This is a genomic window from Psychrobacillus sp. NPDC096389 (assembly GCF_044762855.1).
Taxonomy (GTDB): Bacteria; Bacillota; Bacilli; order Bacillales_A; family Planococcaceae; genus Psychrobacillus.
In genome coordinates, this window is the sequence record NZ_JBIWFB010000001.1 from 766,052 (window position 1) to 781,626 (window position 15,575).

General features: G+C 35.3%; 15 protein-coding genes. 14 read left to right on the forward strand and 1 reads right to left on the reverse strand.

What is annotated here, in order from left to right; all coding sequences use genetic code 11:
* The first annotated feature begins 18 nt into the window (after window positions 1-18).
* From ACIQ38_RS03600 to rfbB, 5 genes are read left to right on the forward strand one after another with little or no spacing between them, the layout of a single operon-like run.
* Entirely contained in the window at window positions 19-1,008 is a 990-nt protein-coding gene (locus tag ACIQ38_RS03600) for a glycoside hydrolase family protein (protein WP_402818092.1), read from the forward strand.
* A gap of 1 nt (window position 1,009) precedes the next feature.
* Window positions 1,010-1,942 carry a hypothetical protein gene (locus ACIQ38_RS03605; RefSeq protein ID WP_402818094.1) on the forward strand — a complete coding sequence of 311 codons (933 nt, stop codon included), beginning with the start codon at window positions 1,010-1,012 and terminating at the stop codon, window positions 1,940-1,942.
* Between the two features lie 5 nt (window positions 1,943-1,947).
* Complete coding sequence (locus tag ACIQ38_RS03610) at window positions 1,948-2,397, forward strand: GNAT family N-acetyltransferase (protein ID WP_402818096.1); 450 nt, start codon at window positions 1,948-1,950, stop codon at window positions 2,395-2,397.
* A complete protein-coding gene (locus ACIQ38_RS03615) occupies window positions 2,394-3,137 on the forward strand; it encodes a class I SAM-dependent methyltransferase (RefSeq protein ID WP_402818098.1) in 744 nt (247 codons plus the stop codon). Before ACIQ38_RS03610 ends, ACIQ38_RS03615 begins: the two co-directional genes overlap by 4 nt.
* 9 nt (window positions 3,138-3,146) lie before the next feature.
* A complete protein-coding gene (gene rfbB / locus ACIQ38_RS03620) occupies window positions 3,147-4,160 on the forward strand; it encodes a dTDP-glucose 4,6-dehydratase (protein ID WP_402818100.1) in 1,014 nt (337 codons plus the stop codon).
* A 272-nt stretch (window positions 4,161-4,432) separates the two neighbouring features.
* Here rfbB and ACIQ38_RS03625 read toward each other — a convergent pair whose 3' ends face one another.
* Complete coding sequence (locus ACIQ38_RS03625; RefSeq protein ID WP_402819590.1) at window positions 4,433-5,248, reverse strand: flagellin N-terminal helical domain-containing protein; 816 nt, start codon at window positions 5,246-5,248, stop codon at window positions 4,433-4,435.
* 133 nt (window positions 5,249-5,381) lie between these two features.
* Here ACIQ38_RS03625 and ACIQ38_RS03630 point away from each other — a divergent pair, with 133 nt between their 5' ends.
* The 9 genes from ACIQ38_RS03630 (at window position 5,382) to ilvD (ending at window position 15,390) form a co-directional block, all read left to right on the forward strand.
* Complete coding sequence (locus ACIQ38_RS03630; RefSeq protein WP_402818102.1) at window positions 5,382-5,762, forward strand: flagellar protein FlaG; 381 nt, start codon at window positions 5,382-5,384, stop codon at window positions 5,760-5,762.
* Between the two features lie 20 nt (window positions 5,763-5,782).
* Window positions 5,783-7,285 (forward strand): flagellar hook-associated protein 2, encoded by a 1,503-nt coding sequence (locus ACIQ38_RS03635; RefSeq protein WP_402818105.1) that lies wholly within the window; start codon window positions 5,783-5,785, stop codon window positions 7,283-7,285.
* Window positions 7,286-7,332: 47 nt separating this feature from the next.
* On the forward strand, window positions 7,333-7,731 hold the full coding sequence (gene fliS, locus ACIQ38_RS03640; RefSeq protein ID WP_402818108.1) for a flagellar export chaperone FliS: 399 nt from the start codon (window positions 7,333-7,335) through the stop codon (window positions 7,729-7,731).
* Window positions 7,731-8,090 (forward strand): flagellar protein FliT, encoded by a 360-nt coding sequence (gene fliT / locus ACIQ38_RS03645; RefSeq protein ID WP_402818111.1) that lies wholly within the window; start codon window positions 7,731-7,733, stop codon window positions 8,088-8,090. Before fliS ends, fliT begins: the two co-directional genes overlap by 1 nt.
* A 158-nt stretch (window positions 8,091-8,248) precedes the next feature.
* On the forward strand, window positions 8,249-9,013 hold the full coding sequence (locus ACIQ38_RS03650) for a C40 family peptidase (RefSeq protein WP_402818114.1): 765 nt from the start codon (window positions 8,249-8,251) through the stop codon (window positions 9,011-9,013).
* An 18-nt stretch (window positions 9,014-9,031) separates the two neighbouring features.
* Window positions 9,032-10,723 (forward strand): methyl-accepting chemotaxis protein, encoded by a 1,692-nt coding sequence (locus ACIQ38_RS03655; RefSeq protein WP_402818117.1) that lies wholly within the window; start codon window positions 9,032-9,034, stop codon window positions 10,721-10,723.
* Window positions 10,724-10,870: 147 nt separating this feature from the next.
* Complete coding sequence (locus ACIQ38_RS03660; protein WP_402818120.1) at window positions 10,871-12,553, forward strand: methyl-accepting chemotaxis protein; 1,683 nt, start codon at window positions 10,871-10,873, stop codon at window positions 12,551-12,553.
* A 226-nt stretch (window positions 12,554-12,779) separates the two neighbouring features.
* Entirely contained in the window at window positions 12,780-13,211 is a 432-nt protein-coding gene (locus ACIQ38_RS03665; RefSeq protein ID WP_402818123.1) for a hypothetical protein, read from the forward strand.
* 511 nt (window positions 13,212-13,722) lie between these two features.
* On the forward strand, window positions 13,723-15,390 hold the full coding sequence (gene ilvD / locus ACIQ38_RS03670) for a dihydroxy-acid dehydratase (RefSeq protein WP_402818126.1): 1,668 nt from the start codon (window positions 13,723-13,725) through the stop codon (window positions 15,388-15,390).
* The last annotated feature ends 185 nt before the right edge of the window (window positions 15,391-15,575 follow it).

The following is a 15,575-nucleotide window of genomic DNA, read 5'->3' on the forward strand; positions in this document are numbered from 1 at the left end:
AGAGGGTGGAAAAGAGAAATGTTTAAGTGGGAAAAAAAGGGTGTTATTTTTAATCCTTTAACTCAATCAAAGTATGAATGGATGTACGAATTTGCACAGGCCCCCTGTGTTTTAGAAAAAGATGATTTTATAAGAGTATATTTTAATACAAGGGAAAAGATTGATAAAAATGGACAATATAAAAGTTATGTAGCTTTTATTGATTTAGACAAGACAGATCTTAAAACAATAAAAGGTATGAGTGAATCACCACTTTTGACATTAGGAGGTTTAGGGACATTTGATGAATTCGGAACATATCCTTTTACTATATATGATGACAAAGATAATGAGAAAGTTATTGCTTACTATGGAGGATGGACAAGATGTGAATCGGTACCATTTGATGTTTCGATAGGAATGGCAATAAGTAACGACGGTGGTAATACTTTTGTTAAATATGGAAAAGGACCTGTACTTACTTCTACGCCATATGAACCATTCATAATTAGTGGACCTAAGATTAGGAAATTTAAACAAAAATATTATCTTTTTTATATCGCAGGCTGTGCATGGATTGAGAAAAATTCTATGACAGAACCAGTCTATAAAATCCGATTGGCTGTTTCTGAGGATGGAGTGAATTGGGAGAAATATAACAAAAATATAATAGAAGATAAGCTTCATGAGTTTGAAGCTCAGGCAAGTCCAGACGTTTTCTATAAAGATGGATATTACCATATGTTTTTTTGTTATCGGGACTCTCATGATTACAGAACTAATAGTTCAAATGCATACAGAATTGGCTATGCTTATTCAAAAGACTTATTTAATTGGACAAGAAGAGACAACCTAGTAGGGATTGATGTCTCGAAAGAGGGTTTTGATAATGAAATGGTTGCATACCCTCATGTTTTTGAAGTTGAAAATAAAATATATATGTTTTACTTAGGAAACGAAGTTGGAAAATACGGTTTTGGAATTGCAGAATTAATAGATTTAAACGATGATTTTTTAAAGGAGAATTGAAATGAAGTGGAGAAAGTTAGGTAGAATTTTTAATCCAATAGATTATTCTTTAAATTATGCACAATCACCTCAAACGGTTGTATTCGAAAATTTTGTTAGAATTTATTTTTCTACTAGAATGATAGATTCATCAGGAAAATTCTTAAGTAAAGTTGTTTTCATTGATATGAATAAAGACATGACAGAAGTTATTAATTTGAGTCAAAATGAAGTCATTCCTTTAGGAAGTAAAGGGTGCTTCGATGAACATGGTATTTTTCCCATAAATCCTCTAAAAGTAGAAGGGGAGGTATGGGCTTACACATCAGGTTGGACTAGAAGGATATCGGTATCAGTCAACACTGGTATTGGTCTTGCTAAATCAAATGATAATGGAGAAACCTTTCAAAAAATTGGAAAAGGCCCAATATTAACTGCAAATCTAAATGAACCATTTCTTGTGGCAGATCCCTTTGTGAAAAGGATAAATAATAAATACCATATGTGGTATATATTTGGAGTGGAATGGAGAAAGTTTCAGAATGAAAAAGAACCTGAGCGAATTTATAAAATAGCACATTCTGTTTCAAATGACGGTATAAATTGGATAAGAAATGGTACTCCTATTATTAAAGATATATTAAAAGATGAGAGTCAGGCCTTGCCGACTGTATTAATTAATAAAGATGGATACCATATGTTTTTTTGCTTTAGGGAATCATATGATTTTAGGGTGAACCCAGAAAATAGTTATAAGATGGGGTACGCCTTTTCAAAGGATGGTCTTTCCTGGGAGAGAAATGATGAATTAGGAAGAATAGACCCAAGTCAAGGAGAGTGGGATTCAGAAATGATTTGTTATCCTCATGTTTTCGAAGTTGATGATAAGGTTTATATGTTATATAACGGAAATGAGTTTGGAAAATATGGGTTTGGATTAGCTGAATTGGAGTAACAATAATGGAAATAATTTTTTCAAGAGATTGTGATTACGAGAAAATATACCTTCATTTACTAGAGTGTAAAGATAATTTTGTTCCTCCTTTAAATGAAAGAGTTGAATTAAGAGATTTTGCAAAAAAAATACATGATAACGCAATAACTTTTTGTGCAATAGATAATCACAACTTAGTAGGACTTGTTAGTTGTTATTTTAATAATGGTGCATATGGATTTATTAACCATGTTAGTGTGCTATCTAAATATAAAAGATTAGGCATTGCAATAAGGTTGATGGAAATGTGTATAGATTATGCATTAGAAAATTCGTATTCATTATTATGTTTAGAAGTAGATTCAGATAATAAAGCTGCAATAGTTTTATATACTAAAGTTGGTTTTGAGATTAAAGATAATAATAGTAATTGTATAGAAATGAATAAAGCTATTAATTTGGAGGGATTAGATTGATTAATCGAGACTATAATAATGAATTAAATGATAATATGGAAAGGAAATATATTTATAATTTTGATCAAGACGTTATGCATAGATTTATGATAGAGGCTTTTAAGCCTTTTTTTATAAGTGGTAATAGTTTGGAATTAGGAAGTTATAAAGGCATTTTTACTAAAAGACTAACTCCTTTTTTTGAGGATATAACATGTGTAGAAGCATCTTCAATTGCTATCGAAGAAGCAAAGAATAATTTGAGTTCATTTACAAATATTAAATATATTACTTCTAAATTTGAAAAGTTAGAAGTAGATAGAAAATATGATAATATTATCTTAACTCATGTACTAGAGCATATTGATAATCCAGTTGAATTATTAAAAAAAATTAGGGAACAATGGTTAAGTGAAAACGGAAGATTGTTTATTGTATGTCCCAATGCAAATGCAGCATCACGACAAATAGCAGTGAAAATGGGGATTATTGATAATACTAGAGCAGTTACTAAAGCAGAATTCGAACATGGACACAGGATTACATATACTTTTGATACATTAGAGAGAGATGTGAGTTTAAGTGGGTTAAATGTTGTACATAAAACAGGAATTTTTTTTAAAGCATTAGCAAACTTTCAGTGGGATCAATTAATGCAGACAGATATTATAACAGACGAATATCTAGTTGGATGTTATAAACTTGGGTTAGAGCATCCTAACTTGTGTTCAAGTATATTTTTTGTGTGTGAAATAGAATAATTTTTAGGAGTGATTTGGATTTTACTAATTACTGGAGGGGCAGGTTTTATTGCCTCAAACTTCATTATTAACATTTTAAAGGGACATGAAAAATTAGAAGTTATTAATCTTGATAAATTAACCTACGCTGGGGATACTAGAAATTTAGAAGAATTGTCAAATCACCCTAACTATAGATTTATCCAAGGAGATATCTGTGATCGAGCACTTTTAGAAACATTATTTGAAGAATATCAGATTGATGGTGTCATACATTTCGCTGCAGAATCTCATGTTGATAATTCTATAGAAAATCCAGCTGCTTTCGTTGAAACAAATGTGTTGGGCACTATGAATATATTAGATGTAGCACGTAATTATTGGATGGTAGGGCCAAACGAATATAAGGAACAGTTCAAAAATGCGCGTTTCCATCATATTTCAACTGATGAAGTATACGGTTCTTTAGGAGAAAATGGGCTTTTTTCAGAGGATACGCCTTATGCTCCAAACAGTCCCTATTCAGCAAGTAAGGCTTCATCAGATATGCTAGTTCGTAGTTATTATCATACATATGGTATGAATGTTGTAACTACAAATTGTTCTAATAATTTTGGTCCCAAACAACATAGTGAAAAGCTTATACCAACTATTATACGAAAGGCATTAGCACTTGAATCAATTCCTATTTACGGTGATGGTCGAAATATTAGAGATTGGTTATTTGTTTTGGATCATTGCCAGGCAGTTGAAAAAGTATACTTTGAAGGTAAGGCAGGAGAAACTTACTTAATTGGGGGACATAATGAACGAACTAATATAGAGATTGCACAGATGATTTGTGAAATATTAGATGAAATTAAACCTCTAAAAAACGGTGTTAGTTATAGGAACTTAATAGCTTTAGTAGAAGATAGACCAGGCCATGATTTTAGATATGCGATAGACGATCGTAAGTATAGAGAATCGTTCAATGATTTGCTAAAAAGTGATTTTAAAGAGAATTTATTAAGAACAGTCAAATATTATATAGAGAAACAATAACTTGTAATACCATAAAGTACGATTTTGTCCAGAGAGATTAGTTTAAATTATACAGTATAATTTAATGGTTTGCTTTTGAAACTCAAAACTCATTGTTTTATTTTTTTGTAAGAACTAGATGCAACAGACATGTCTATTTTACACTACCTATACAAAAACACCTACGAGTTGATTTGGTATTTCTAAACCAAGTTTTCAACAAGTAGGTGTTTTTTTTATTATGTCTTTTCTTATAGAGTCAGTTCTTATACACTACAGCGTATTTTTTACAATCAAAACAACTTCAAAATATCGCTAACGTCTTCATTCGTATGCTTAATCAGCAACTCGTCACCTTTTTGACGAATTTCTTGTTTCACGAATTCCATCATTTCTATAGCTATGTCTGGATCACGGATGAGAGATTCTGACTTTTGAAGGCTAATTTCGATATTAGAAACATTCTCTTTATGATGTGAGAGCGATTCATAATCGGAACCAGTATTAGCCAAGTGCTTAGAGACAATGGATAATGCATTATCCACTTTATTAATTAGGTCTTCAGCTTCTTCTCTGGTGGCCAGCTTTGCGATTTCTATGCCCAAGGATGCTGTACTCACATTTACAGTATCAATGCGTAACGTCTGTTCTGCATTAGCGCCAACATGTATGTATAATGGGCGTACATCACCAAGAATGTTTTGAGTGTTAAATTCCATTTTATCTGCAGTGTCATCGATAGATTGCAAAAGTTGATCTAATTCTTTTTGAGCTGCGTTACGGTCTTCATCGGTTGCTGTATCTGTCGAAGTTTGGACTGCAAGTGCTCGCATTCTTTGTAATACATTACTTACATGTTGAAGCCCTGCATCTGTAGATTCTAGTACGGATAGTCCATCTTGCATATTAAGCTGTGCTCGTGATAATCCACGAATTTGTCCGCGCATTGCTTCAGATAGGGACAAGCCAGATGCATTATCAGCTGCTCTAGTTAGCTTGTCTCCACCTGATAGCTTTTCAAGTGTTCTAGTAATAGCATTATCATTTTTCTGATATCGATTTGTAGAAAAGGCTATCCATGCCTGGTTTTGTATTTTCAATTCATTCACCTCCATGTGAATATATTTACTTACTTTATTATTATCGACCGTTTATATGAAAATTTTGCTAGAAACTGAAAACTTCTAAAAAATAACCGATATACTGAATAAGTACATTGTTAGTATAAGGGGAGTGCATTGGATGCGTGTATCAGCACAGACGCAAACAAAAGATGTTGAGGTTGCTTCACAGCCAAAACAAGAAATAATTGTGGATGTACCAAAAGCAAATATGGCAGAAAATTCTCTGAAACAAATAATGCAAGCAGAACAAAAAGCTAATGAAAAAGAAAGTATCCCGAAAGAAAAAGTACAAAAGGCGGTAGACGCATTAAATGAATTTATGACCGTTCAAAATCGCAGCTCCAAGTTTGTTATGCATGACGGATTAGAACGTTATTATGTAGAAGTTGTGGATGCGGAAACTGACGAAGTAATTAGAGAGGTTCCCCCCCGTAAGTTGTTGGATGCATTTTACACTATGCAAAAATTTGTAGGCATGATTGTAGACGAAAAGATATAATAATAGGAGGTTTTTTATAAATGGCAGGGCTAAGAGTAGGTGGACTAGCATCCGGTATGGATATAGATCAAATTGTTGGAGACTTGATGAAAGCACAGCGTATACCGCTTGATAAATTACTACAAAAGAAGACAACATTTGAATGGCAACGTGATTCATACCGTTCTATTAATACAAAACTAAATACTCTTCACACAAAACTTTATGATGACTTTTTGGCGCCAAATAGTTTTAATAAGAAGACAGTTTCTGTATCTAACGATAATGTAGTATCTGCTACAGCTACATCAGCAGCATCTGGAACATTATCAATTCAAAAAGTTGAACAATTAGCTTCATCATCATATGGTGTTGGAAGTATTGCTGAAAATACGCCAAGTACGAAAACTATGAAAGAGTTAGGTATTTCTGGTGATCAAAATGTAAAACTTGGCGTTCTTCAAACAGACGGAACTATGAAAGATTTTGATTTCTCTTTTAAGGAAACTGACACTATAAATGATGTTGTAAAAAAAATTAATGATAAAGGTGCCGGAATTACCGCACTTTATGATGAAAAATCAGGTCAGTTATCCTTAAGTACCAAAGCAACTGGAAAAAGCACTGAGGGAGCTGAAATTATTGATAGGGAAAAAAGTGGATTCTTTTCAAGTCTGGGGTTTGCTGATTCGGAAAATTTAGCATCAAATGGAACAAACGCAAAAGTAACTGTCAATGGAGCAGAAATTGAACGAAATTCTAATAGTTTTACGGTAGCAGGTTTTAATATAACATTGAAAGAAAAAACTGCTACTGGGGTAGCTCCGATAACATTATCTGCAACAACAGACGTTAATTCAATGGTAGATAAAATAAAAGCTTTTGTTAGCAATTATAATGATCTTATCTCTGGAATGAATGATTCCTTAAAAGAAAAAAAATACCGTGATTTCCCTCCTTTAACAGATGAACAACGGAAAGATATGACCGATAAAGAACAAGAGATGTGGGATGAAAAAGCAAAAAGTGGTCTTCTTCGTAGTGATTCAATCGTTAGTAGTGGATTGTCAGATATGCGTAATGCTATTTATGGAAAAGTTGGAACAGGTGACAATATAATTGATACACTTGCTGAAATGGGTATTACGACTTCAAGCGCATATTCTGATGGCGGTAAATTGGTTATTGATGAAGAAAAATTAAAAAAGGCTTTAACAGAAAATCCCGATCAAGTTGTAAAAACATTAATCAATCCTGGAGAGAAAACGACAACAGAAGACACGCGTGGTATCATTCAGCGTCTACGAGCGTCGATGAAAGAGTTTACTACGAAAATTGAAACCAAGGCTGGTAAGTCAACTTGGACAGATCAGCAATATACAATTGGAAAGAGTTTAATTGATACAAATACTCGTATCTCAAATTTCCAACGTCGTTTAGAAGATATGGAAGCGCGCTACTGGAAACAGTTTACTGCCATGGAGCAAGCAATCAGTAAAGCTAATTCACAATCAGGTTACTTAGCACAGTTTGGACAAGGCTAATCAAACATTTGATTACAATTGAAATAAAATAAAGGAGTTGTGTTATATTGTCAGCACAATCGGTTCACCAAGCTTATAAAAATAATAGTGTCAGTACAGCATCGCCTGGGGAATTGACGTTAATGCTTTATAATGGATGTTTGAAATTTTTGGGAAAAGCTAAAATAGCGATTACTGAAAAAAATATTCAGGAGAAAAACGTTAATTTGCAAAAGGCTCAGAAAATTATTCAAGAGCTGATGGTGACACTGAACATGGATATTGAAATTTCTCAGTCCATGATGAAAATGTATGAATATATGAATCACCGTCTCATTGAAGCAAATATGAAAAATGATGTGCAAATTATTGAAGAAGTAGAAGGGTATGCGCTTGAATTTCGAGATACTTGGAAACAAGTTATTCAGCTGAATCGCCAAAAACAATTCACTGGAGACCAAGCATAATGGGAGAAGTAGAAGATTTTCTTATTGCTTCTGTAAATCTTTATAAGCATCTTACTCAAACACCAACAGATGAAAATCGAGATGAATTTATTGAACAAATAAGTATGCTATTAGAAGATAGAGAACAGTCTATCAGAGAAATAAGTTCCAGGACATCGTTGGATATAAAGAACCATGAATTATATGAAACTCTTTTAAAATTGGATCAAGGTATAGTAAAAGAATTAGAAAAAGTAATGACTTTAATAAAGACTGATATTAAGTCCCTTCAACAAAAGAAACGACATGAGGGTTCTTATACAAATCCTTATGCTGCCACACAAACGATGGATGGCATGTATTTTGATAATAAGAAGTAAAGTAGCACCTGCCTTTTTGTAGAAGAAGGTAGGTGTTATTCTTTAGCTTTGTCGATTTATCGCCTATTTCCCAGGCAATAAATTCACAAAATTATTAGTGTGAAAATAATAAATAAATGCTATGATAAAATTACTAGTATAATAGAAGGAGTGACGATATGTTTAAAAAGGTGCTAATAGTAACAGCTCTAACATTTTCATTCGCATCAACAGCCGCAGCAAGCACTGATACTTTATATGAAGTGAAAAAAGGGGATACTTTATCGAAGATTGCAAAAGTATATAAAGTTTCCGTGAAAGATCTACAAATATGGAATAAGCTCACAAAGGATAGTATTTATGTGAAGCAGAGATTGGTAGTACAAAAGCCAGTGACTGCTAATGTCCCAGCTAAAGTAACAACACCTGTAGTAGCAACAAAACCTGCAACACAAGCTCAAACAGGGAAAGTTGTACAACCAGTTCAGGTGAAGGCCGAGCAACTCATTACTTCTCCTGAATCTATCGAAGCAGAGGCAAAAGCTCTTTCTGCAAGTGGACAAGCTGTGTATAGTACTTTAGTAGATTTTGCAAAGCTATTGGAAGGGACTCCATATTTATATGCAGGCAATACGATTGCGGGATTTGATTGTAGTGGATTTATTCATTTTGTACATATGCAAGCTGGATTGAATATAACTCGTCAAAGTAGTGAAAGTTATTTCACACAAAGTGCGACTGTTTCCGATCCGGTTGTAGGAGATTTAGTGTTTTTTGAGAATACATATAAAGAAGGAATTTCTCATATGGGCATATACATAGGTGATGATCAATTTATTCATGCTGGGTCAAAAGGTGTGGAAATTGCAAAGTTAAGTAATGTATATTGGAAGGAACATTTTGTGTCGTTTAAACGATTTCATGCGGTAAGTGTGGAAAAATAATATAATAGGAGGTTTCTTATGAAAATGACGATTGGGAAAAAGATGTGGTTTGGTTTTTCCTCTGTTTTATTTCTATTGTTAGTAATCTCCAGTTTAGCATTTATGACATTGTCTAATGTAAGTAATAAATATCAGTTTTTATTGGATGATCGGGCGGTAAAACTTAATCTAGTGAATGAGTTAGAGATTGCTCAAAAAGATACTGGGCGGAGTATGCTCGATTATATCTTGTTTAATACAGATGCCTCTTTAAAAAATGTTAAGGATCATAGGGACGAATCGATAAGTTTGTCAGAGGAGCTCCGTGGTAAGTTATTTTCTCCAGAAACAATCACAATGATGGATGAATTAGATAGAAGAGGAAGAGTATTTGCAAATAAAGTCGATGAGGCAATTGCTGCAAAGCAAAGGAAAGATACAGCAGCAGTTAATAAACTGACGACAGAAGCAAAAGCGATGAATGCTAATTTAATTGACATCTTGAGTGAAATTGAACAATTTTTGCAAGATGATATGGATAAAACGCGTGAAGAACTGACGGCTTATGAAGTAGGGGCTAAAGTATTTATTATCATTTTAGCTGTTACGAGCATTCTTCTTGGTATTATCGTTGCCTATTTCATCAGCAAAAGTATTGCCAATCCAGTTAAAAAGGTGACGAGTGGACTATCTGAAATTGCAAGTGGTAACTTAGCTGTTGAGCCTATTCGTATTAAAAACAAAGATGAAGTGGGGGCAATGGCAACTGCTTTTAATACGATGACGGCAGATTTGAAACAAATTGTATCCGACGTGCGCGATTCTTCCCTGCAGCTTGCAGCAAATGCTGAAGAACTTTCTGCAAGTTCAGAGGAAAGTCTGGCTTCTTCCCAAATGGTTGCGAAATCGGCGGAAGAACAGATGGCTAGTAGCGAGCAACAAGTTCGTCATATGGATGCCTCTATGCAATCGATGGGTGAGCTGTCACAAGGAATTGGGCAAATTTCTATTAATAATGAAGAAATGTTAAATGCCGCAGACGATGTGACGAAACTCGTTAAAAAAGGTTCGACTGTAGTGACAGATGTTTCGAATCAAATGAATACGATTCATACGACATTTAAAGATACAACTATTATTATGCAAAATATGGCCAAGCATTCGGACGCGATTCAAGTTGTTACTGCGCTTATTACCGATATTTCTGAGCAAACGAATTTGCTTGCCTTAAATGCGGCAATTGAAGCAGCACGAGCTGGGGAGTATGGGAAAGGCTTCGCGGTTGTAGCAGAAGAAGTTCGAAAACTTGCGGAGCAATCGAAAAACTCTGCCTCAGAGATTGAAAAAATGGTGGATATGATTCAAACGGCTTCTGGTGATGCAGTGAAAGCCATCACGGCAGGTGGAGATAAAGTGGAAGATGGCTTAGCTAAGACGACTGAATCGCTTCATGTCTTTACAGAAATCGAATCAGCGGTTGGTGTTGTCGGTTCTAAAATTGAATCGGTTTCTGCAGCAATCGAACAAATTCAAGCGATGGCTGAATCTGTTTCCGAAGGTGCTCTTGAAGTGCAACGTTTAGCCTCACATGCTGCGGATGGTGCTAATGATACTAGTGCGGCTACGGAACAACAACTTGCTGCAAACGAAGAAATTACTTCCAATGCACAGGTTTTAGCAGATCTTGCAGAAGCACTACAAAATAATGTAAGTCACTTTAAACTTTCTTAAAAATGTCTAAGGCTTTAAATCGATCTACTCGATTTAAAGCCTTTCTTTATATTCAAATAATATGACAAAATACCTTTCATTATGTATAATGATATGGTTACTATAGGATTAATGAATACATAAAATATAGGAAAAAGGGGCTATACAATGAAGTTTACAATTGGTAGGAAAATGTGGATAGGATTTTTATCTGTATTGATTTTATTAATTCTTTCAAGTGGATTGTCAATATTTGCAACAATTGATATTACGAACAGATATAAGACTATAATTGATGAAGATATGGAAAGAGTAAACAATGTGGAAGAGATTGAAAAGATTCAAAAAGCAATGGCTACATCCATATTGGAGTTTGTTATGTTCGGGAAGGAAAGTACGATTGAAAACTTCCAAGGGGAAATCGAAAAAGGCTCTGTTTCGGCTAGAAAGCTTATTGAAAGTGTGTCTGATGAAAAAACATTGGCATTAATGAAAGATTTAGAAACAAAAACAGTTGCATTATTTGAATCAAATGATCGAATTATTGAATTGAGACGTAAAAATGGGAATTTTGCTCAATACTCAGCTAATTCGGTTGAACTAAACAATGAAATTCTTAGTATATTAGATGAGATAAAAAAAATTCAACAGGATCATGTTGATCAAACGAAAGCTGATTTAGACGCATACATAAAAATGGCAAATACGCTTACTATTATTCTAACCATATCGAGTGTAATTATTGGTGCGGTCGTTTCCTACTTCATCAGTAAAAATATTTCCAAACCAATTCAAAAAATGACTGCTGGTTTAACTGAAATAGCAGCTGGAAACTTGGCCGTGAAATCAATCAAAATCAAAAATAAAGATGAAGTCGGGGATATGGCGACTGCTTTTAATAAGATGGCTGCAGATCTTCGAAATATTGTTTCCAATGTGCGAGACTCATCGATGCAACTTGCAGCAAACGCAGAGGAACTTTCTGCTAGTTCAGAAGAAAGCTTAGCATCTACTCAAATGGTCGCAAAATCCGCAGAAGGTCAAATGCTGGCAAGTGAAGAGCAAATGAATCACATGGATTCTTCTGTAAAATCTATCATAGAATTACAACAAGGTATTGGGCAAATCGCGAAAAATAACGAAGAAATGTTACAATCGACAGATGGCGTGCAAAACCTTGTCACAAAAGGATCATCTGTTGTATCGGACGTTGCCAGTCAAATGGATACGATACATACGACTTTTAATGAAACAACAGAAATTATGAAAAGCATGGCCAAGCATTCCGATGAAATTCAATCTATCACGTCACTTATTACCGATATTTCAGAGCAAACAAATCTTCTTGCCTTAAATGCGGCAATTGAAGCAGCACGTGCTGGCGAATACGGAAAAGGTTTCGCAGTAGTAGCAGAAGAAGTGCGTAAACTAGCGGAGCAATCAAAAAACTCTGCATCGGAAATCGGCTCTATGGTGCAATTAATCCAGTCAGCATCTGGTGAAGCTGTAAAAGCAATTACAACGGGTGGAACAAAAGTAGAAGAAGGTCTATCCAAAACAACCGAGTCCATCCAAGTATTCAAAGAAATCGAAAGCGGAGTGGGGCAAGTAGTATTGAAAGTAGAATCCGTATCCGCAGCGATCGAGCAAATCCATGCAATGACGGAATCTGTAACAGAAAGCGTACAACAAGTGCAAAATTTAGCTTCCATCGCTGCAGATGGAGCCAATGACACAAGTGCAGCAACAGAAGAACAGCTTGCTGCTAATGAAGAAATCACAGCTAATGCACAAACTTTAGCAGATTTAGCTGAAACACTACAAGCAGAAGTAAGCCATTTTAAAATTTAATCAGTAATATAGTAGCGACTCCAAGCGAATTGGAGTCGTTTTTTTGTTTGGGTAAGGGATTTTGCGATTTGGAAGTGGTATCTTGCGGTTTATCGGAGGTATTTTGCGATTCTAAGACATAATCTTGCGATTCCAACAGGTTTCCATCCCACAATTGAAAATCTTCCTCAACTCGACACAAACTCCATGCGCGCAATATCGTATACTATAAATAGGTGATGATTCTATGTATTCTATTATAATTTTTACACATGTATTAAGCGCAATTTTATCTATTGGACCTTTCTTTGTACTTTTTCCTGTATTAAATAGGATGAAACTCCAAAATAGTGAAGCACTAGATTCGCATTTAGAAGTGTTCCAGGCTGCTATTCGGATTGTCAAACATGCAGGGCATGTACTTGTTGTGTCTGGTATTTTGCTTATGTGGCGGGGGAATTGGCCATGGACAACGTCTTGGGTTATTATGACGATTGTTGTAATGGTCGGCTCCATTGTGTTTTTGGCAAGAGCGTTTAAGCCCAATATTCGCTTGTACCAAAATGAAATGATAGATTTGGATACTCTAGTTTTAAAACTACGTCGTTCTGTTTGGATGTATATTTTCCTGCTACTCATTATGCTTTGGTTTATGGTAGCCAAGCCAATTTTATGGTGAACAATTTGCCTTCCCGCTACATAGGGAAGGCTTTTTCTATGCTAAATTATTTACTTAGTTGCTCTCAGGGCATAATTGGTTGCTTTCATACCTCCATTGGTCTCCCTTAGCGTAATTTTGTTATTTAATAGAAAATAATTCCACCCAACCCCTCTATTCTATCCTTCAAACAGTACTACAAAATCCTATAAAAATATAGACAGATTCTACCTTTGAGAACCCTTCTCATACGCTATTGTGAGGAGGTTTTTTATTTTGAACAAAAAATTCACAATTATTTTTCTAGCGTGTAAAATGCGATATATCGCTAATGAAAACGATTACATTAAATATGAATATTCCAAACTAACAGATTATTTTAAAAAAGGGTGTTGACGCGGCATTTTAAAGGAGATATGATAGCTACAATATATTAAATATTGTGAGAAAATTCACATAGAGAAAAGACTTTTAAAAGTCTAAGCTGCAAAGCTAAACGCTGTTGAGGCGAAAAGTATAGGGGCGATTAGAATTGAGAAGTGACATGATAAAAAAAGGTGTCGATCGAGCACCGCATCGAAGCCTACTCTATGCAACTGGAGTAAAAACAAAAGATTTAGAGAAACCATTTATTGGTGTGTGTAACTCCTATATTGATATTATTCCTGGCCATATGCATTTGAACAAATTTGCAGAGGTCGTAAAAGAAGCAATACGTGAAGCTGGTGGAATTCCATTTGAATTTAACACGATTGGTGTTGATGATGGAATTGCAATGGGACATATCGGGATGAGATATTCTCTTCCGAGTCGTGAACTAATTGCAGATTCAGCGGAAACAGTTATTAACGCGCACTGGTTTGATGGTGTGTTTTACATCCCGAACTGTGACAAAATCACACCGGGAATGTTAATGGCAGCAGTAAGAACGAATGTCCCATCTGTATTTGTTTCAGGTGGTCCGATGGAAGCTGGAACTTCGGCTGACGGCAAACAACTTTCACTTACATCTGTATTTGAAGGTGTTGGTTCTTATAAGTCAGGATCAATGACTGCAGAACAGTTACTAGACATTGAACAAAATGCATGTCCAACATGTGGTTCTTGTTCAGGGATGTTCACCGCGAACTCGATGAACTCATTGATGGAAATGTTAGGAATGACACCTCCAGGTAATGGAACAATTATTGCTACATCTGAAGAACGTCATCGCCTAATAAAAGAAGCAGCACAACATCTTGTAAGAATGGTGAAAGAAGATATTAAACCGCGTGATCTTATCACAAAAGAAACAATTGACGATGCATTCGCACTAGATATGGCGATGGGTGGTTCTACAAACACAGTACTACATACATTAGCAATCGCACACGAAGCAGAAATTGAATACGACGTGAAAGAGATTAACGAAGTAGCGAAGCGTGTTCCTTATTTATCGAAAATTATGCCAGCTTCTGATTACTCTATGCATGATGTTCATCTTGCTGGAGGAGTTAGTGCCATTATAAAAGAACTTTGCGAAATTCCTGGAGCTGTTCATCCGGATCGTATGACGATTACTGGGAAAAGCCTTTATGAAAATGTAAAAGATGCAGATATTAAAAATGATCAAGTCATACGCCGAAAAGAAAATCCATATAGTCCTGTAGGTGGCTTATCCGTATTATTTGGGAATATTGCTCCTGAAGGTGGAGTGATTAAAGTCGGCGCAGTGGATCCTTCTATCAAAGAGTTTACTGGAAGAGCAATTGTGTTTGATTCACAAGAAGCATCACAAGAAGCAATTGATAACGGTACGGTTAAAGAAGGTCATGTAGTTGTTATTCGCTACGAAGGCCCAAGAGGCGGACCGGGGATGCCGGAAATGCTCGCTCCAACTTCAGCGATTCAAGGTCGCGGGTTAGGGACGAAGGTAGCACTTATTACAGACGGTAGATTTTCAGGTGCATCAAGAGGAATCTCCATTGGACATATTTCTCCAGAAGCAGCTGATGGTGGACCGATCGCTTTAGTCGAAGATGACGATATTATCGTGATTGATTTGACTAATAGAACAATAGAATTACAAGTTAGTGATGAAGAATTAGCAAACAGAAGAGCTAATCTTCAACCATTTGAACCAAAGATTAAAAAAGGTTATTTAGCAAGATATTCGAAACTCGTTACATCTGCAAGTACAGGTGGAGTTATGAAAATCTAATACTATAAATCATTGATGAGGCAAAAGTTAAAGGAATCTTGTATTTACAGAGAGCTGGTAGCGCTGGGAACCGGCAATACAACCTTTAGCGACATCCCCTCGGAGTGAAGTGTTGAATGGGAAACCTATTAGATACTTCCGGGTGTAGTATACTGACTACTCTCGTTAAAAATGGACGGTTGGCT